Genomic DNA, 18,809 nt, shown 5'->3' with positions numbered 1-18,809 from the left:
TTACGGGCCGCCCAGTCGATATCGGGCGCCCACCCCAAACACGGGAAGAACTATGTCCTGGACCGACGAGCGCGTTGAAATCCTGAAAAAGATGTGGGGCGAGGGGCAATCAGCCTCGGTCATCGCAAAAGAACTGGGTGGCGTCACCCGAAATGCGGTGATCGGCAAGGTGCATCGCCTTGGATTGTCGAACCGGTCCGGCGGCGGGTCGAAAGCCCCGGCCAAAGACAAAGCCGCGCCGAAAGCGGCGGCCAAGCCCAAGCCCGCACCGAAAAAAGCGGCCCCGAAGAAAGAGCCGGAGCCAGCCGCCAAACCCGCTGCCGAAGCCAAGCCGATCCCGGCACGCAAGCAGATCATCCCGGCGGGCCAGCCCCTGCCCCCGCAGCCCTCGGCCAACGAAATCAGCCCCGAGGCGCTGGCCTCGGTGCGCGAGGTTGAAAAGGGCGCGAAGAAACTGAACCTGATGGAACTGACCGAGCGGACCTGCAAATGGCCCATCGGCGACCCGGCCACGGATGATTTCTGGTTCTGCGGCTTGCCTGTTCAACAAGGCAAACCCTATTGCGAGGCCCATGTGGGCGTGGCGTTCCAGCCGATGTCCTCGCGGCGTGACCGGAAGCGGTAAGGCAACTCGGATCAAGCCTCTGAAAGCGCGCCTTGATCGGCGCGCTTTTTCTTTACAGCTCGCCTGCCCTTCCCATGGTGGCGACAGCAAGCTATATGCCCGCCATGACAAATCCAGTGAACCCGCCCAACCTGCGGCCTGACCTTGCCCCGAAAGCCCGGTTTTCCGAACCAAAGCGCGATGGCCAGCCGACCATCGGCATGGTTAGCCTTGGCTGCCCCAAGGCCCTGGTCGACAGCGAACGCATCCTGACGCGGCTGCGCGCCGAAGGCTATGCGATCAGCCCGGATTACACCGGCGCAGACGCAGTGATCGTGAACACCTGCGGGTTTCTGGACAGTGCCAAAGCCGAAAGCCTTGAAGCCATTGGCGAGGCGTTGACTGAAAACGGTCGCGTGATCGTCACCGGCTGTCTGGGCGCGGAAGAGGATTATATCCGTGGCACCCATCCCAGCGTTCTGGCCGTCACCGGGCCGCATCAATATGAACAGGTGCTGGACGCGGTGCACGGTGCCGTGCCGCCCAGCCCCGATCCGTTCGTGGACCTGCTGCCGGCCTCGGGCGTGAAACTGACCCCGCGCCATTACAGCTATCTGAAAATTTCCGAGGGCTGCAACCACAAGTGCAAATTCTGCATCATCCCTGACATGCGCGGAAAACTCGCCAGCCGCCCGGCCCATGCGGTGATCCGCGAGGCGGAAAAACTGGTCGAGGCGGGCGTGAAAGAGCTTCTGGTGATTTCGCAGGACACGTCGGCCTATGGTGTCGACATCAAACATGCCGAAGACTGGGGCCACCGCGCCCATATCACCGACCTTGCCCGTGACCTTGGATCCTTGGGGGCGTGGGTGCGGCTGCACTATGTCTATCCCTATCCGCATGTGCGCCAGTTGATCCCGTTGATGGCCGAAGGCCTGATCCTGCCCTATCTGGACATTCCGTTCCAACACGCCCACCCGAACACTTTGAAACGCATGGCCCGCCCGGCAGCGGCATCGAAAACCCTGGACGAGATCGCGGCGTGGCGCACCGACTGCCCCGACATCACCCTGCGATCGACCTTCATCGTGGGCTATCCCGGCGAAACCGAGGCCGAGTTCCAAACCCTGCTGGACTGGATGGACGAGGCACAATTGGATCGCGTCGGCTGCTTCCAATACGAAAATGTCGAGGGCGCGCGATCAAACGACCTGCCCGATCACGTCCCCGCCGAGGTCAAACAAGAGCGCTGGGAGCGGTTCATGGAGAAAGCTCAGGCGATCTCGGAAGCCAAACTGGCGGCAAAGGTGGGTCAGGTGATGGACGTGATCGTGGACGACATCGACGCAGACGGCATCGCCACCTGCCGCACGATGGCCGACGCGCCCGAAATCGACGGGAACCTGTTTATCGACGAGGGGACTGAGGGGCTGGCCGTCGGGCAGATCGTGTCCGTCGAGGTTGATGAAGCAGGGGAGTATGATTTGTGGGGGCGGTTGCGGTAAGTCGTGATCGACCTCACGCATCGGCCAGTTCGTCATAGAAATGTCTTACTTGAGCCTACAGGCTGCTTTAAACAGAAACTTAATATCCGCCGAGATACACTTCCCCAATTGGTTGAAATCACGAGGATATGATGAGATTTCTGAAAATTGCGAGCGTGGCCTTGATTCTGACCGCGTGTGCTGAATCGACCACCATCGACTTGGCTAAAAACCAGTTCATCTTGCAGACTTCGGCTGAAGCGGCCTGCGGACGGATCGCGACGACAAAGGTGGCCAACAAAATGGCAGCAGTCGAGACTCTGCGCAGAGGCTACGACCGCTTTGTGATTCTGGGGGCGGCATCTGCCAACAATACGCAGACGGTGGTCACTGGGCCAACCTATGCCACCACCTACGCCAATGCGTCCGCTTACGGCAATCGCGCCTATGGAACATCCAACACCTATTATGGTGGCCAGAGTGTTCTGTTCACTGGCACACATGATCAAGACTTGAATGTGCTGATGCTCAGAAAAGGCGAACGTGGCTACAATTCCGCCATTCAGGCTAAGCAGGTCTTGGGCGAGAATTGGAAAGAGATCTCTGAGAAGGGCATCAACACTTGCACCTAGCGGACGGCACTCTACCCCTCCCTACTCACACTGAACAACACCCAACCCTCAATCCGGGCGACCTCAACCCCTCCGGTATCAGCCTGGAACACGCCGAGCCCTTCGTAGTCTTCCGGGCAGGCCACGAGGTCAGCGGTGTGGTCAAGATATTCCACCGTGGCCGCGCTTTCGCCGACGCGGCGGCATTGGTCGCCATCGGCGCGGTAGCCATCGCCAAAAAGGGGCAGCGTGGTTGTGGTTTGGGTGGTGGTCGTCTTGGTGTCGCAGGCCGTCAGCAGGCCAAGGGCGATCAGGGGCAGAATCTGTTTCATCGGGGGCTCCTTCTGGATTTCCCCGATTATATCACAGGCTGAGCCAAGGGGCGGCGATTCCTTACCGCCCCTGGCTTTGACGACTCACGCGCTTTGCAGCGGCCTGACCTCTATCTCGCGTTCGGTGCGAGCCTGCATGGCGCGAACGGCGACATGGCTGGCAGCCAGCGTGGTGAAATACGGGATCTTGTCCATCAGCGCGACTTTGCGCATTTCACGGGAGTCGTTCACCGACTGGGTGCCCTCGGTCGTGTTCAGAACCAGTTGAACCTCGCCATCCTTCATCCGGTCGATGATGTTGCGGCCCGGTTCATAGTTCTTGTTGACGGTCTCGGTCTCGACCCCGTTTTCTGACAGGAACGCCGCCGTGCCACGGGTGGCAAGGATATTAAAGCCCTGTTCTATCAACAGCTTGGCTGTTTCGACCAACTGATTGCCCTTGTCGCCATTCTTGATCGACAAAAACACATTGCCTTCGGTGGGCAACATGGTGCCTGCCCCAAGCTGGGCTTTCAGAAACGCCATGGCAAAGCTCTTGTCCGCTCCCATCACCTCGCCCGTCGATCGCATTTCCGGGCCAAGGATCGTGTCGACACCGGGGAAGCGGGCGAAAGGCAGCACGGCTTCCTTGACGGCGAAGCTGTCGATTGCGGGATCGACCAGATCGAAAGCATCCAGCTTTTCGCCCGCCATGACACGTGCCGCGATCGAGGCGATCGGCGACAGGACAGCCTTGGCGACGAAGGGCACGGTGCGGGAGGCGCGGGGGTTCACCTCGATCAGGTAAATCTCGTCCTCCTTCACGGCGAACTGCACGTTCATCAGGCCCACCACGTTCAGCGCCAATGCCAGTTCGCGCGATTGGCGACGCAGTTCGGCAATGATTGCGTCAGACAACGAATAGGGCGGCAGAGAACAGGCGCTGTCGCCCGAATGAACGCCGGCCTCTTCGATATGCTGCATGATGCCGGCGACATGGACGTTTTCTCCGTCTGACAGCGCGTCCACATCCACTTCGACCGCGCCGGACAGGTAACTGTCGAGCAGAACCGGGCTGTCGCCCGACACAACCACGGCCTCGGCGATATAGCGTTCCAACTGCGCCATATCACGCACGATTTCCATTGCACGGCCGCCTAAAACATAAGACGGACGGATCACGAGGGGGAATCCGATTTCTTCCGCAATTGCAAGGGCTTCCGCGTCAGTTGAAGCAATGCCGTTCTTCGGCTGCTTCAGCCCCAACTGGTTGACCAGCGCCTGGAACCGCTCGCGATCTTCTGCAAGGTCGATGGCGTCGGGCGTGGTGCCAAGGATTGGAATGCCCTCGGCTTCAAGCGCATTGGCGAGTTTCAGGGGCGTCTGACCGCCGAATTGGACGATCACCCCGTGCAGCGTGCCGTTTTCCTGTTCCTTGGTCAGGATTTCCATCACATGCTCGAACGTCAGCGGTTCGAAATACAACCGGTCCGACGTGTCATAATCGGTTGAGACCGTTTCCGGGTTGCAGTTGATCATGATGGTTTCATAGCCCGCATCGGTCAGCGCGAAACAGGCGTGGCAACAGCAGTAATCAAACTCGATCCCCTGCCCGATCCGGTTCGGGCCACCGCCCAGAATGACGACCTTCTTGCGGTCGCTGGGCCGCGCTTCGCATTCAACCTCGCCCATCATCGGGGCTTCATAAGTGGAATACATATAGGGCGTTTGGGCTTCAAACTCGGCGGCACACGTGTCGATGCGTTTGAACACGGCGTCCACACCCACCTTGCGGCGCGCGCCCCGCACATCGCTTTCCTTGAATCCGGTCAGCTTGGCCAGCCGCGCATCGGTAAAGCCCATCATCTTGAGCTTGCGCAGACCAGCCTCGTCCGACGGCAGGCCGTTTTCGCGGACATTGGTTTCAGCATCGATGATTTCGCGGATGCGGGCCAGGAACCACGGATCATAGGCGGTGCAGGCCTGAATATCCGCGTCCGACATGCCAAAGCGCATCGCCTGCGCGATTTTCAGGATGCGATCTGGGCGCTGCTCGGAAATCGCCTTGATGATCGCGGCCTGATCGGGCGCACCGGGGATGTCGATCTCGTCAAAACCGGTCAGCCCGGTTTCCATCGACGCCAGCGCCTTTTGCAGGCTTTCGTGAATGGTGCGACCGATCGACATGATCTCGCCCACCGATTTCATTGCAGTGGTCAGTTCAGGCTTGGCGCCGGGAAATTTCTCGAACGCAAAGCGCGGGATCTTGGTCACGACATAGTCGATGGTCGGCTCGAACGAGGCGGGCGTCACCTTGGTGATGTCGTTGTCCAACTCGTCCAGCGTATAGCCAACGGCCAGTTTCGCAGCGATCTTGGCAATCGGGAAGCCGGTCGCCTTGGACGCCAACGCGGACGAGCGGCTGACGCGCGGGTTCATCTCGATCACCACCATGCGACCATCTTCGGGGTTTACCGCCCATTGCACGTTCGACCCGCCGGTTTCCACGCCAATCTCGCGCAGCACGTTGATCGAATGGGTGCGCATCAGCTGGTACTCTTTGTCCGTCAATGTCAGCGCAGGCGCTACGGTGATGCTGTCGCCCGTATGCACCCCCATCGGGTCTACGTTTTCAATCGAACAGACGATGATCGCATTGTCGGCGGTGTCGCGCACCACCTCCATCTCGAACTCTTTCCAGCCCAACAGGCTTTCGTCGATCAGGATCTGGCTGACCGGCGAGGCATCCAGCCCGGTGCGGCAGTAATGTTCGTATTCTTCGCGGTTATAGGCGACGCCACCGCCGGTGCCGCCCAAGGTGAAGGCGGGGCGAATGATCGCTGGCAGGCCAATTTCCGGCAGCGCCTTCATGCATTCTTCCATCGTATTGGCGATGGTAGCCTTGGGGTTCTCGATCCCCAGCCGGTCCATCGCTTCGCGGAATAGCTTGCGGTCCTCGGCCATCTCGATGGCGTCGCGTTTGGCGCCGATCAGCTCGACATTGAACTTGTCCAGCACGCCCATGTCATCCAGCTTCAGCGCCGTGTTTAACCCGGTCTGCCCGCCCATGGTGGGCAAAAGCGCGTCAGGACGCTCTTTCTCGATGATCTTGGCGACAACATCTGCGGTGATCGGCTCGATATAGGTGGCGTCGGCCATGTCCGGGTCGGTCATGATCGTGGCGGGGTTCGAGTTGACCAGGATCACCCGATACCCTTCTTCGCGCAGCGCCTTGCAGGCTTGCGCGCCGGAATAGTCAAATTCGCATGCCTGCCCGATAATGATCGGCCCTGCCCCGATAATCATGATTGAGTTGATATCGGTTCTTTTCGGCATGATGACCCCCATCGGCAGACTGGACCACGTTCGGGATTCTCACCCGCGCGCAAATTGTCGTGGGTTATAGAGATAGAACGGGAAGGCGCAAGTGCCACATCGGTACACTGGCCAAGAAAATGGACCATATCCGGGCTGAACGGGCATTTCCCGTTTGCCAAAAAAACGGGTAGGCGATAGAAATTCCATTCCTGAAAGCCCTGTTGTCGCGTGAATGAACCAGTTTCTGAAAATCAGTTTAAGCTATTTCGCGATTGCAAGCCTGGTTGCCTTCATTTTTCGCGACAATGCGGCCCAGGCGGTCAGCGGAGCGATGGAGCTGATGGGGGGCGCCTCGGCCCTGCTGTTCTTCATGACATTCACATTTGTCTGTCTTGGATTGATCGGCAATGCGATCCTGCAAACCAAGGCCCCGCGCGACACGGTCGTTGACGCATTCAAAGCCACCATTGCCACAGCGTTCTTTCAGGCGGCTTTCATGATCTCGAAGACCACGATGCCGTATATCATCCCGTTCTATGCCGATCCGTTCTTTGCACGCATTGACGAATTTCTGCATCTGGGAACAGCGCCGTGGGTCATCGCCCATGATTGGGGCAGGTTCCTGCCGACCGACAAACTGGCCGGAGTCTATCTTTATGGGTGGATGTGGCCAGCGATTTTGCTGCCCATCACACTTGCCACCCTGGACAGCAACCCGGATCGTGTCCGCCGTATGATGTTGCTTTACGTCTCGGCCTGGATCGTCGTGGGCAACATTATGGCGCTGTCGGGTATGTCCGCCGGCCCGATCTTCTATGATCGCCTGTACGGGGGCGATCAATTCGCGCTGCTTCCCGCGTCTTTCGCACCCATCGGCCCCAACATGGAGGCCATCCGGTCGACCCAGGAAAGCCTCTGGATCACATATGTCGACCTGGATCAGGTGAACGGCACCGGCATTTCCGCGTTCCCAAGCGTGCACCTGTCCGTTGCCACGCTGACGGCGATCTATGTGTATGAACGCTGGCGATACACCCTGCCCATCGTTTTGGTCGGGGTCGCTGCGATCCTGTATATGTCCGTTTACACCGGCTATCACTATGCGGTGGATGGCTATGTCTCGATCGCGTTCATATTGGGTTTGTGGCTGTATTTGCGCCGCCGGGACCAGTCGGCGGTGCAATACGCGTGAAACTGCCTGCGCGCCCTTGACTTTAGCCGCCAAGGCAGGTGTATCGGCGCGATACATATGAACCGCTCGACGGGGGCACCCATGCACGCTTTTCGCAGCCACACCTGCGCTGAACTGAAAAAATCGAATGTAGGCGACACGGTTCGCCTGTCTGGTTGGGTCCATCGGGTCCGTGACCACGGCGGCATCCTGTTCATCGACCTGCGCGACCATTATGGCATCACGCAAGTGCTGTGCGACCCCGACAGCCCCGTCTTTGCCGAGATGGAGAAGGTGCGGTCCGAATGGTGCATCCGCATCGACGGGAATGTGAAAGCCCGCGACGCCGATCTGGTGAACGACAAGATCCCCACCGGCGAAATCGAGGTGTTCGTGCGCGATCTTGAGGTTCTGGGCGCCTCGGACGAACTGCCGTTGATGGTGTTCGGCGATCAGGAATACCCGGAAGAAACGCGTCTGAAGTATCGGTTCCTGGATCTGCGACGCGAGGTGATGCAGGAGAACATGAAACTGCGCTCAGACGTTGTCGCGTCAATGCGCAAGCGGATGTGGGATCAGGGGTTCCGCGAATATCAGACGCCGATCATCACGGCCTCCAGCCCTGAAGGTGCGCGGGATTTTTTGGTGCCGTCGCGTCTGCATCCGGGCAAGTTCTATGCGCTGCCCCAAGCCCCGCAGCAGTTCAAACAGCTGATGATGGTGGCGGGCTTTGACAAGTATTTTCAGATCGCGCCGTGCTTCCGCGACGAAGACCCGCGCGCAGATCGGTCGCCCACCGACTTCTATCAGTTGGATATGGAGATGTCCTTCGTCACCCAGCAAGACGTGTTCGACACGATTGAACCGGTGCTGAAAGGCGTGTTCGAAGAGTTTGGCGGCGGGCGCAAGGTCGATCAGGACTGGCCGCATATCTCCTACAAAGACGCGGCGCTGTGGTATGGCACCGACAAGCCGGACCTGCGCAACCCGATCAAGATGCAGGTGGTTTCGGATCATTTCCGCGGCTCGGGCTTTGCGATCTTTGCGAAGCTGTTGGAACAGGACGGCACCGAAATCCGCGCTATTCCTGCCCCCACCGGCGGCAGCCGCAAGTTCTGCGACCGGATGAACAAGTTTGCGCAGCAAGAAGGCCTGCCCGGCATGGGCTATATCTTCTGGCGCGAGAAGACGGCGGACTCGGTCGCGCAGGAACTGGGGATCAGCGTCAAGGAGGCTCAGGCCAAGCTGAAAGCCGGCGAAGTCGAAGGCGGCATGGAAGCGGCCGGCCCGCTGGCCAAGAACATCGGCCCGGAACGGACAGAGGCGATCCGCCAGCAACTGGGTTTGGACGTCGGTGATGCCGCTTTCTTCCTGGGCGGTAAGCCCAAGGCGTTTGAGGCCGTCGCAGGACGTGCCCGCACCGTCATCGGCGACGAGTTGGGCCTGACCGACAAAGACCGGTTCGCCTTTGCCTGGATCGTGGACTTCCCGATCTTCCAGATGGACGACGAAACCGGCAAGCTGGATTTCGACCACAACCCGTTTTCCATGCCGCAAGGCGGGATGGCGGCGCTGGAGGGCGACCCCTTGGCTGTGCGTGGCTTCCAGTATGACCTGGCCTGCAACGGCTATGAACTGGTGTCGGGCGCAATCCGGAACCACAAGCCCGAAATCATGTTCAAGGCCTTTGAGCTGGCGGGCTATGGCGAGGATGAGGTGCGCAAGCGGTTCGGCGGCATGGTCAACGCCTTCCAATACGGCGCGCCCCCGCACGGCGGCTGTGCAGCCGGTGTGGACCGTATCGTGATGTTGCTGGCAGACGAGGAAAACATCCGCGAAGTGATGATGTTCCCGATGAACCAGCGCGCCGAAGACCTGATGATGAACGCGCCCAGCGAACCGCAGAACGAGCAATTGCGCGAGCTGCACCTGCGCGTAATCCCACAGGAATAAGCGCGCGGGCACCCGGTGCCGGTCACGTCAGGGGCCGTAATGCGCGCCCGGAATTTGCCAATGAAAACAAGAAAGGGTGCGTGTAGTTCTACACGCACCCTTGTTTTCAGCAGCAGCTCGCTGAAACAGCACTCTTCTCAAATCACCCTTTACCGGACGGGTCTTGATCATATCACCTGCCGTGTCGACCCATGACCGGAAAAGTCAGGCGACGGTCATCACCAACGCTGTGACCAACATGGCCGCGCCGGAAATCAGAACCGTCCAGTCGATCACGGCATTGCCGAACTCTTCATCCGCGAAACGTTTAATCAGGCTTTTCATAATACAACCCTCGTCTTAACACTTCGTTCACCCCGTCTGATGCTTTTCTGTCATCAGATTTGGGCGGAAATGAGGTCTTGCCCGGCCCATTTCATGGACGAGCGGGGTATTTTCGCGGCAGGGTCAGGGAATGTCGCATCCCCCGCCGGGTCGATTACATAAGCCCCGGACCGGTGATCACAGAACGTGACGGTCGGACAGCCGGTCTTGCAGCAGCCCCTGCACACGGGCCAGATCAGCCCCGGTACCGCGCCCGGCGGCACGGGCTTGCGCCAGGTCTGTTGCAGCAGCCTCCAGCGGATTGTCATGCGCGCTGCGCGCCACGCCCCCCAGAAACTGGGCAAGATAATCCTGCATCGGCCCGTCCACCCCGTCGCGCATCAGGGCGGCGGCGTGGCACAGATCATCCTGAAATGCGATCGCGTCAGGTTCGATGACCTCTTGCGGCAGGGCGCGCGGGGCAACGGGGCCTTCGGCGGGGGGCAGAACGGACAGAATGCTTTGTTGGAACACCGCAAGGCTTTCAACGGGTTTTGCCAGAAATCCATCCGCCCCGGCCTGCATGGCCTGATCCCTGTTCGTCGCGTCCCCGCTCATCCCCAGAAGCACCGGAACGCGCAGCGGATCTGCGGCCAGCTGTGCGATCAGATCGGCACCGCAGCCATCTGGCAGCCCCATATCCACAATCACGATCGAGGGGCGATAGACCCGCAGGTGCCGATGTGCGGCCCCCAGGCTGTCGGCCCGCCGGATACGCGCGCCCGATCGCAGGCTCAGAAGCCGGATCGCTTCGGATGCGAAACGGCTGTCCTCGACCACAAGAACGGTCAGCCCCTGCAACGGACGGTCGGCGGTTGGGGGTTGGCCCATCATCAGTTTTTCCAGATCATCGCTCATCGGCGTTCTCCTTTCATCGTGAGCCTGCGCGAAAATTGCCTAACATCCGGTTAAACTCGCAAACGCGGCGTCGCTATCGCGCGATGCGGCACCGCAGCACTTGCCCGACGGCCGCAACCCCGGCATAACCAAGCCATGATTTCCGAGGGAGACAAGACATGATCGGACGCCTGAACCACGTGGCCATCGCCGTGCCGGACCTTGAGGCCGCCGCGGCACAGTATCGCGACACGCTGGGGGCCGATGTGGGCGCCCCGCAGGACGAACCGGATCATGGCGTCACGGTCGTGTTCATCACCCTGCCCAACACCAAGATCGAGCTTCTGTATCCGCTGGGGGACAATTCGCCCATCGCGGGCTTTCTGGAAAAGAACCCGGCAGGCGGCATCCACCACATCTGTTACGAGGTCGACGACATCATCGCTGCACGTGACAAGCTGCAAGCCGCGGGCGCCCGCGTGCTGGGCACGGGCGAACCGAAGATCGGCGCCCATGGCAAACCCGTCCTGTTCCTGCATCCAAAGGACTTCAACGGCACGCTGGTCGAGCTGGAACAAGTCTGATGTCGATCACCGCCGCCATTGTCCTGTATGTCGTGATCTGGTTTGTGACCATGTTCGTGGTCCTGCCCATCGGCCTGCGCACCCAAGGCGATGAAGGCGAGGTGGTGCGCGGCACCCATGCCGGTGCGCCTGCGAATTTCAAGCTGGCGCGCACCATGATCATCGTCACAATAATCGGCACTGTGGTCTGGGCCATCGTGGCCGGGATCATCGTATCGGGCTGGATCACCATCGAGGATATTGACTGGTTCGACCGGCTGGACGACGCCGGCTAGCGCGCTCAGCCGCGCGACACGGGCTGGCGCCCCTCGGGGGTCAGCAACCAGACATCACGCCCCTCGATCACCACGGCGGACAATGCTTTGCCGTGCCCGGCGCCGGTGTCGATATTCACCCGGTTGCCGTAATGCGTCACTTTATCCACCGGCGTGTGACCGTGGATGATCAGCGCCCCGTGATCGGCGGTCGAGGCATGAAACTCGCCGCGAATCCAGCACAGGTCATCCTCGGACTGGGCGTCGAGTGGCACGCCGGGGCGGATGCCCGCATGGACAAAGCACAGATCGCCAAGGCGGAACATCGCAGGCAGGTCAGCCAGAAAACGGCGATGCGCCTTTGGAACGGCGGCGCGCGCCTTCGGGTGAAGCTGATAGGTGCGAATGCCGTCCGGCACCTCGACCCCATAGCTGCCCAGCGTCCTGACCCCGCCGATGCCCGGATGCAGCCAGTTATACCCGACCAGCAGTTGCATATCGACCATCGGATAGGGGCGCAGGAACATCTCCATCATCCGGTCATGATTGCCCTTGAGCACCACCCAGTTGCGCCCCTGCGCCACGCCGTCCAGCAGATGGGCGATGACACCCGCACTGTCGGGACCACGATCCACAAGGTCCCCGATATGGACGACGGGGGCGTCGCCGTCCCCCACCTGCGCGCGGTCCGCTTCGATCAAGGCGTGCGCGTTGTGCAGCAGATCAAGCTGGCCGTGAATGTCTCCGATCGCATAGGCGCGCATGGGTCCCTCCTGTCAGCGCCGACAGTAACGGGCAGGTCGGAAATGAAAAGCCCCGGCACATGGTCGGGGCTTTCATTGTTCACCGCTTTCAGATGTCGAATGCCAGCGGCTTGACCGATTGGAACATGCCAGTTTCCAACAGGCTTTTCAGCGCCGGTTGCGGGATGGCTTCGTCCAGATACAGAAGCGCAATCGCATCGCCTCCCGTGTCTTTCCGGCCCAGGGTGAAGTTGGCAATATTCACCCCCTGCTCGCCCATCGTGTTGCCCAACGTCCCGATGATGCCCGGCTGGTCGTTGTTGGTGGTGTAGAGCATATGCGCCCCAATCTCGGCGTCGATGTTGATGCCCTTGATCTGGATGAAACGCGGCTTGCCATCCGAAAACACCGTCCCCGCAATGGATCGTTCGCGTTTTTCCGTCACGACCGTCAGCTTGATATAGCCGTCAAACGACCCGCCCTTGGCCTGCGTGGTGGTCGAGGTCTTGATACCCCGATCCGCCGCCACGACCGGCGCGGATACCATGTTTACATCCGGCAGGATCGGCTTCATCAGCCCCGACAGAACCGCGCAATCCAGTGCCTTCAGGTTCATTTCGGCCGCCACACCGTCATACAGGATGTTCACTGCCTTGATCGGCCCCTCGGTCAACTGCCCGACGAAGGCGCCCAGATGCTCGGCCAGCTTGATCCACGGCCCCATGACCTTGGCTTCTTCGGCGGTGACGGACGGCATGTTCAGCGCGTTCTGAACCGCCCCGGTCAACAGATAATCCGACATCTGTTCCGCCACCTGAAGCGCCACATTTTCCTGCGCTTCGGTTGTCGCAGCGCCCAGATGCGGGGTGCAGACCACGTTGGGCAGCCCGAACAAAGGGTTCTCGGTCGCGGGTTCCTCGGCAAACACGTCGAACGCCGCCCCGGCGACATGGCCGGACTTCAGCAGGTCGGCCAACGCTTTTTCATCCACCAGACCCCCACGGGCGCAGTTGATGATGCGAACGCCTTTCTTGGTCTTCTCAAGGTTTTCGCGGCTCAGGATATTGCGGGTCTGATCGATCAAGGGCACGTGCAGGGTGATGAAATCCGAGCGTTTCAGAAGCTCGTCCAACTCAACCTTTTCCACACCCATATGATCCGCCTTGTCTTCCGACAGGAAGGGGTCATAAGCGATGACCTTCATCTTCAAGCCCAGCGCACGATCGCAGACGATGCCGCCGATATTGCCAGCCCCGATCACGCCCAGCGTCTTGTTGGTCAGTTCGACCCCCATAAACTTGGATTTCTCCCACTTGCCCGCATGGGTCGAGGCGGAGGCTTCAGGGATCTGGCGGGCCACGGCGAACATCATCGCGATTGCGTGTTCAGCGGTGGTGATCATGTTGCCGAACGGCGTGTTCATCACGATCACGCCCTTCTTGGACGCCGCGATCTTGTCGACATTGTCGGTCCCAATCCCGGCGCGACCGACGACTTTCAGGTTGGTTGCGGCCTCAAGGATCTTGTCTGTCACCTTGGTGGCCGAGCGGATGGCAAGGCCGTCATAATCGCCAATGCGTGCCAGCAGAGCATCCTTGTCCTTGCCAAGGTTGGGTTCGAAATCAACGTCAATGCCGCGATCACGGAAAATCTGAACGGCGGTTTCCGACAGTTTATCGGATACGAGGACTTTGGGGGCCATGTGTCTGGTCCTTTTCACAAAGATTTGGGGGGAAGCCCCGCGCAAAATCGCACAGGGCGCAAACTTATTGCGCTGCTATCTCGGCGTTGAACGCCCAATCAAGCCACGGCATCAGGGCCTCGACATCAGACGTCTCGACCGTGCCGCCACACCAGATCCGCAGACCCGCAGGGGCATCGCGATAGGCACCGATATCCAGCGCCACACCCTCGGCTTCCAACCGCTTGGCCACCGCTTTCGCAAAGGCCGCGCCGTCCTTGATCCGATCATCGGTGAATTTCAGACAGACCGAGGTGTTCGACAGCGTCGCCGGGTCGTGCGCCAGAAAGTCGATCCAGTCGCGCATCTCGACAAAATCGGCGATGACCTTGGTGTTTGCATCCGCGCGGTGGATGAGTCCTTCAAGCCCGCCCACAGAGCGCGCCCAATCGAGCGCAAACAGGTAATCCTCGACCGCCAGCATGGACGGCGTGTTGATCGTTGCGCCGGTGAAGATGCCTTCGATCAGCTTGCCACCTTTGGTCAGGCGGAAGATTTTCGGCAATGGCCAAGCGGGGGTGTAGCTTTCCAGACGCTCAACTGCGCGCGGCGACAGGATCAGGACGCCATGCGCCGCTTCTCCGCCCAGCACCTTCTGCCAGCTGAATGTGGTCACATCCAGCTTGTCCCAGGGCAGGTCCATCGCAAACGCCGCGGACGTGGCGTCGCAAATCGTAAGCCCCTCGCGGTCGTCAGCGATCCAATCGCCATTCGGAACCCGCACACCCGAGGTGGTGCCGTTCCATGTGAACACAACGTCATTGGTGAAATCGACCGAGGCGAGATCAGGCAATTCGCCATAGTCTGCAGTCTTGGCCACTGCATCCAGCTTCAACTGTTTGGTCACATCCGTGACCCAACCCGCACCGAAGCTTTCCCAGGCCAGCACCTGAACTCCGCGCGCACCCAACAGCGACCACATCGCCATTTCAACCGCACCGGTGTCCGAGGCGGGCACAATGCCAATCTTGTAATCCGCCGGGATGCCCAGCACCTCGCGGGTGCCTTCAATGGCGGCCTTCAGTTTGTCTTTGCCGACAGCGGCCCGATGCGAACGGCCAAGGGCGGCGTCCGACAAAACATCCAATGTCCATGTGGGGGGTTTGGCACAGGGGCCAGAAGAAAAGCGCGGATTGGCCGGCCGCGTCGCCGGTTGAGCAATATCAGTCATGATACCCTTCCAGATATAAGCCCCTCGTTGGGGAGGGGTGTCCCACGGACCGAAGTAAGGAGCAGATGCGTCTGGCACAAGATCAAAAATGTCGCTATAGCCGCGCCGAGCGTCGGAATGTGGCGCCGAATGTCTACGATCGGAAACTTTCGCATGTTCATTGCCACCCTGCTGACCAACCCCTCGACCCCCAAACTTGACGCGGCTCTTGTGGAAAGCCTGCGCAACGCCTGGGGTGGTGGCGAAGCCGTCTGGCTGTCGCCGGACGAAGCCGCCGAGTTTCCCGTGCGCCAGATGCCCCCAAACCTCTGGGACGTCTGGGAGGATCTGCAAGCCCTGGGCGTCGATCTTGTCGTTCAACCGATGGAGGGGCGGCGCAAGCGCATGCTTTTGGCGGACATGGATTCAACCATGATCCAGCAGGAATGCATCGACGAACTGGCAGACGAGGCCGGTGTCGGCGATCGAGTGAAGGACATCACCGCCCGCGCCATGAACGGCGAATTGGACTTCGAAGGTGCCCTGACCGAGCGGGTCGGGCTGCTGAAGGGATTGCCCGAAACGGTCATCGGCAAAGTGCTGGACACGCGCATCACCCTGATGCCCGGCGGGCGTGAGCTTCTGGCCACGATGAAGGCTGCCGGGGCCTATGCCGCGCTGGTGTCGGGTGGCTTCACCGCGTTCACAAAACACGTCGCCGAAACGCTGGGGTTTGACGAGAACCGCGCCAACACGTTGATGGTCGAGGATGGAAAACTGACCGGCAAGGTCGCCCACCCGATCCTGGGGCGCGACGCCAAGGTTGCGGCCCTGCAAGAAATCTCAACCCGCTTGCATCTGGACCATGACGAGGTGATGGCGGTAGGCGACGGCGCCAATGACCTTGGGATGCTGGAACTGGCAGGCGCTGGTGTGGCCCTGCACGCCAAACCCTCGGTCGCCGCGCAATGTGAAATCCGGATCAATCACGGCGACCTGACCGCGCTGTTGTATATTCAGGGCTACACCAAGGCCGAATTCGAAGGTGTTTGACCTTACAACGGAAATCTTGCTGCTCTTGCTGGCCGCCGCTTTCGTTGCGGGCTTCATAGACAGCATCGCGGGCGGAGGCGGGCTGATCACGGTGCCGGCCTTGCTGCTGGCGGGCGTTCCGCCGGTCACGGCGCTGGCCACCAACAAGGTGCAAGGGCTTTTCGGCGCCGGGATGGCCGCCGTCACCTATGCGCGTGCAGGACATGTGAACCTGCGGCGGCAGATCAAACCCGCCTTGATCTCGTTCCTCGCAGCGGTTCTTGGGGCGGTATCGGTCAATGCGATGCCCACCGACCTGATCCGCTGGATCCTGCCCGTACTTCTGGTCGCCATTGCATTGTTCTTTGCCTTGAAACCGGGTCTTGATGACCTCGATCGTCACCAACGGCTCTCTCCTGCCCTGTTTTCGCTGACGTTTGTGCCGGTGATCGGTTTTTACGACGGGCTGCTTGGTCCCGGCACCGGGGCTTTCTTCATGCTCGCCTTTGTCACCATGGCTGGCCAGGGGATCTTGAAGGCCACCGCCCACACGAAGCTTTTGAACTTCGCCTCGAATGTCGGAGGGCTGGCCGGTTTCGTGATCGTGGTTTCGCCCCTCTGGGCACTGGGCCTTGCCATGGGAGCTGCCCAGATCGCCGGGGCTTATCTCGGCTCCAGCCTTGCCGCCCGGATCGGCGCGAAACTCATCAAACCGCTGCTGGTCATCGCCTCGACCGCCATGGCGCTGAAACTGATCACCGACCTGCTCTAGGCGGCTTCTTCTGGCTAAAAATATCCTGGGGTGAATGCGCGGATGCGCAGAGGGGCAACGCCCCTTACCCCCACCCCCGCATGAGCGCGGCACTCGGCCGAATCTCACCTGTATCCAGCCCCGCGAAGTTTTTCACTACCGGGTTCATCCGCTTCTTCACCATCGGATCATCCGCCGTCAGAACACCCAGTTTCACCAGGATCGTCGCAATCGCGCATTCCGATGCGCGCGTTGCCCCATCGGTGATCTTCAGCGCAACGCCAAGTTCCTGCTCTGGCAGGATGGCGACAAAAAACGCTTCTGCGCCGGTTTTCAGGGCAACCTTGCCCGTTGCGGCACGCATCAACTCGGTGCAGGCGCGGGTTTCACCGGCCACCAGTTCCGGGTGCAGCATCATCGCCTCGCGCAGACGCACGGCGGCGTCCTGACGTTTGTCCGCTGCCGGTTTGGCCCCGGCAAACGCCCCCATCGCGCGACCCATGCCAGAGAGGGTCGAGGCGAAATTCGGCGCCGAACAGCCATCAATTCCGAAACCGGCGCTGGTCTCATCCGTGATCTCTTCAAAAGCGGTCTTAACCGCCTTCTGCACAGGATGGTCCAGATCGACATAATCCGCACCGGCCCCAAGATGGCGGCTGAGTGTCAGGAACCCTGCATGTTTGCCCGAGCAATTGTTGTGAATCCGGCAAGGGCTTTGGTCCGTCTTGATCAGCCCGGTCTTGGCCTCGCGATCATCGGGCATCTGTGGCCCGCACAACAGATCGTCATTGCCCAACCCCATCTCCGCAAGCCAGCGGGTCACGCGGGTGGTGTGAATCGCAGCCCCCTGATGACTGGCGCAAGCCAGCGCCAGTTGCTCGGTGGTCAGCCCTGCAGCATCGGCCGCCCCGCTTTCCACCAGCGGCAACGCCTGCAACATCTTCGCCGACGAACGCGGCAGGATCACTTGATCGGGATCGCCCCAGCCGTCAACGATTTCACCCCTGGCGTTGCATATGACCGCATGGCCATGGTGTTGGCTTTCAAGGATATCTCCGCGCCAAACCTCGACAAGACGCTCTGACTGGCCCATTGGTTGATCCTTTCCAAATGAAACATGCGAAAAACCGCCACGGGGGCTTTTATTACGCCCACATTTCGCGCTAAACTCCCTGCACAGACTTGGAAACGACCCAAGCGCAACAGTCAAGGGCCGCGTCAGACGGTGGGGACGCGCATGGGCTTGAGGCAGAGGCAGCTGGAGGCTGTGTTAGACATGAAACGAACGATTTCAGGCGCGATTTGCGCACTGGGCCTGTCGCTGGCAGCGACGGGCGTTTTCGCTCAGGAAAGCTCGAACCGGGTCGCCGCAAACACCGATTGGAGCGTGTTTGTCGAGGACAACCCGAAAGAATGCTGGAGCGTTTCCAGCCCGAAAGAGACCGTGAACACCAGAAACGGGCGTTCCGTGGCGGTGAAGCGCGGCGATATCCTGCTGTTTGTCAGCTATCGCCCCGGCGCCGATGTGAAAGGCGAGGTCTCGTTTACCGGCGGCTATCCGTTTGCTGATGGCTCGACCGTCGAGCTGAAAATCGGCGACAGCACCTTCCAGTTGTTCACCGACGGTGAATGGGCCTGGTCGGCTTCGAAAGACGACGATGCCAAGATCATCGCGGCCATGAAACGCGGCGCAAGTGCGATCGCCACGGCAAGCAGCTCTCGCGGCACCAAGACGCAGGACACATTCAGCCTTCTGGGCTTCACCGCGGCTGTGGACGAGGCCGGCAAACGCTGCGGCGGCTGATCCGGTATCACATCACGACATTCTGAAACGTCACGGTGCAATCCGTGGCGTGACAAGCTGTGTTTGGTGGTTTATAGACTGCGGCCTTGCACAGACAG

At 60.4% G+C, this 18,809-nt stretch carries 17 protein-coding genes; 10 read left to right on the top strand and 7 right to left on the bottom strand.

From position 1 onward, the window contains the following. The first annotated feature begins 52 nt into the window (after positions 1-52). The 3 genes from MUY21_RS05605 to MUY21_RS05595 all read left to right on the top strand — a co-directional run bounded on the left by MUY21_RS05605 (position 53) and on the right by MUY21_RS05595 (position 2,720). Positions 53-625: a GcrA family cell cycle regulator gene (locus MUY21_RS05605; protein WP_248409368.1), complete on the top strand. Its 573-nt coding sequence runs from the start codon at positions 53-55 to the stop codon at positions 623-625. A gap of 104 nt (positions 626-729) precedes the next feature. Beyond that, a complete protein-coding gene (gene rimO, locus MUY21_RS05600) occupies positions 730-2,109 on the top strand; it encodes a 30S ribosomal protein S12 methylthiotransferase RimO (protein ID WP_248409585.1) in 1,380 nt (459 codons plus the stop codon). A gap of 131 nt (positions 2,110-2,240) precedes the next feature. Then, positions 2,241-2,720 (top strand): hypothetical protein, encoded by a 480-nt coding sequence (locus tag MUY21_RS05595; RefSeq protein WP_248409367.1) that lies wholly within the window; start codon positions 2,241-2,243, stop codon positions 2,718-2,720. 11 nt (positions 2,721-2,731) lie between these two features. Here the strand turns inward: MUY21_RS05595 and MUY21_RS05590 are convergent, their stop codons facing one another. Then, entirely contained in the window at positions 2,732-3,031 is a 300-nt protein-coding gene (locus MUY21_RS05590) for a hypothetical protein (RefSeq protein WP_248409366.1), read from the bottom strand. An 84-nt stretch (positions 3,032-3,115) separates the two neighbouring features. Further along, entirely contained in the window at positions 3,116-6,346 is a 3,231-nt protein-coding gene (gene carB, locus MUY21_RS05585; protein ID WP_248409365.1) for a carbamoyl-phosphate synthase large subunit, read from the bottom strand. A gap of 214 nt (positions 6,347-6,560) precedes the next feature. On the opposite strand from carB, the gene MUY21_RS05580 reads away from it, so the two are divergent. Both MUY21_RS05580 and aspS read left to right on the top strand, forming a co-directional pair. Continuing rightward, the gene (locus tag MUY21_RS05580; protein WP_248409364.1) at positions 6,561-7,520 is read left to right on the top strand and encodes a phosphatase PAP2 family protein; all 960 of its coding nucleotides are present in this window, start codon (positions 6,561-6,563) and stop codon (positions 7,518-7,520) included. A gap of 81 nt (positions 7,521-7,601) precedes the next feature. Beyond that, positions 7,602-9,452 (top strand): aspartate--tRNA ligase, encoded by a 1,851-nt coding sequence (gene aspS / locus MUY21_RS05575; RefSeq protein WP_248409363.1) that lies wholly within the window; start codon positions 7,602-7,604, stop codon positions 9,450-9,452. 501 nt (positions 9,453-9,953) lie between these two features. Here aspS and MUY21_RS05570 read toward each other — a convergent pair. Further along, positions 9,954-10,673 carry a response regulator gene (locus MUY21_RS05570; RefSeq protein ID WP_248409362.1) on the bottom strand — a complete coding sequence of 240 codons (720 nt, stop codon included), beginning with the start codon at positions 10,671-10,673 and terminating at the stop codon, positions 9,954-9,956. Positions 10,674-10,831: 158 nt separating this feature from the next. On the opposite strand from MUY21_RS05570, the gene mce reads away from it, so the two are divergent. After that, on the top strand, positions 10,832-11,236 hold the full coding sequence (gene mce, locus MUY21_RS05565; RefSeq protein ID WP_191286086.1) for a methylmalonyl-CoA epimerase: 405 nt from the start codon (positions 10,832-10,834) through the stop codon (positions 11,234-11,236). Next, positions 11,236-11,511 (top strand): DUF1467 family protein, encoded by a 276-nt coding sequence (locus MUY21_RS05560; protein ID WP_248409361.1) that lies wholly within the window; start codon positions 11,236-11,238, stop codon positions 11,509-11,511. The genes mce and MUY21_RS05560 overlap by 1 nt, the downstream gene beginning before the upstream one ends. Before the next feature lie 5 nt (positions 11,512-11,516). On the opposite strand, the gene MUY21_RS05555 is transcribed toward MUY21_RS05560, so the two are convergent. The 3 genes from MUY21_RS05555 to MUY21_RS05545 all read right to left on the bottom strand — a co-directional run bounded on the left by MUY21_RS05555 (position 11,517) and on the right by MUY21_RS05545 (position 15,145). Continuing rightward, a complete protein-coding gene (locus MUY21_RS05555; RefSeq protein WP_248409360.1) occupies positions 11,517-12,254 on the bottom strand; it encodes a metallophosphoesterase in 738 nt (245 codons plus the stop codon). An 88-nt stretch (positions 12,255-12,342) separates the two neighbouring features. Further along, positions 12,343-13,935 (bottom strand): phosphoglycerate dehydrogenase, encoded by a 1,593-nt coding sequence (gene serA, locus MUY21_RS05550; RefSeq protein WP_248409359.1) that lies wholly within the window; start codon positions 13,933-13,935, stop codon positions 12,343-12,345. A gap of 64 nt (positions 13,936-13,999) precedes the next feature. Continuing rightward, positions 14,000-15,145 carry a phosphoserine transaminase gene (locus tag MUY21_RS05545; protein ID WP_248409358.1) on the bottom strand — a complete coding sequence of 382 codons (1,146 nt, stop codon included), beginning with the start codon at positions 15,143-15,145 and terminating at the stop codon, positions 14,000-14,002. Positions 15,146-15,298: 153 nt separating this feature from the next. Here MUY21_RS05545 and serB point away from each other — a divergent pair, with 153 nt between their 5' ends. Both serB and MUY21_RS05535 read left to right on the top strand, forming a co-directional pair. Then, the gene (gene serB / locus MUY21_RS05540) at positions 15,299-16,177 is read left to right on the top strand and encodes a phosphoserine phosphatase SerB (protein ID WP_248409584.1); all 879 of its coding nucleotides are present in this window, start codon (positions 15,299-15,301) and stop codon (positions 16,175-16,177) included. Next, a complete protein-coding gene (locus tag MUY21_RS05535) occupies positions 16,170-16,928 on the top strand; it encodes a TSUP family transporter (RefSeq protein WP_248409357.1) in 759 nt (252 codons plus the stop codon). The genes serB and MUY21_RS05535 overlap by 8 nt, the downstream gene beginning before the upstream one ends. 64 nt (positions 16,929-16,992) lie before the next feature. On the opposite strand, the gene MUY21_RS05530 is transcribed toward MUY21_RS05535, so the two are convergent. Beyond that, entirely contained in the window at positions 16,993-18,000 is a 1,008-nt protein-coding gene (locus tag MUY21_RS05530) for an asparaginase (protein WP_248409356.1), read from the bottom strand. A 183-nt stretch (positions 18,001-18,183) separates the two neighbouring features. Between MUY21_RS05530 and MUY21_RS05525 the strand changes: the two genes are divergently transcribed. Next, on the top strand, positions 18,184-18,711 hold the full coding sequence (locus MUY21_RS05525) for an invasion associated locus B family protein (protein WP_191286079.1): 528 nt from the start codon (positions 18,184-18,186) through the stop codon (positions 18,709-18,711). Positions 18,712-18,809: the final 98 nt, after the last annotated feature.

The sequence above is a fragment of the Aliiroseovarius sp. S2029 genome (assembly GCF_023195575.1).
Taxonomy (GTDB): Bacteria; Pseudomonadota; Alphaproteobacteria; order Rhodobacterales; family Rhodobacteraceae; genus Aliiroseovarius; species Aliiroseovarius zhejiangensis.
The sequence above is the reverse complement of the archived record's forward strand: the minus strand, read 5'-3'. Positions and strand labels throughout refer to the sequence as shown.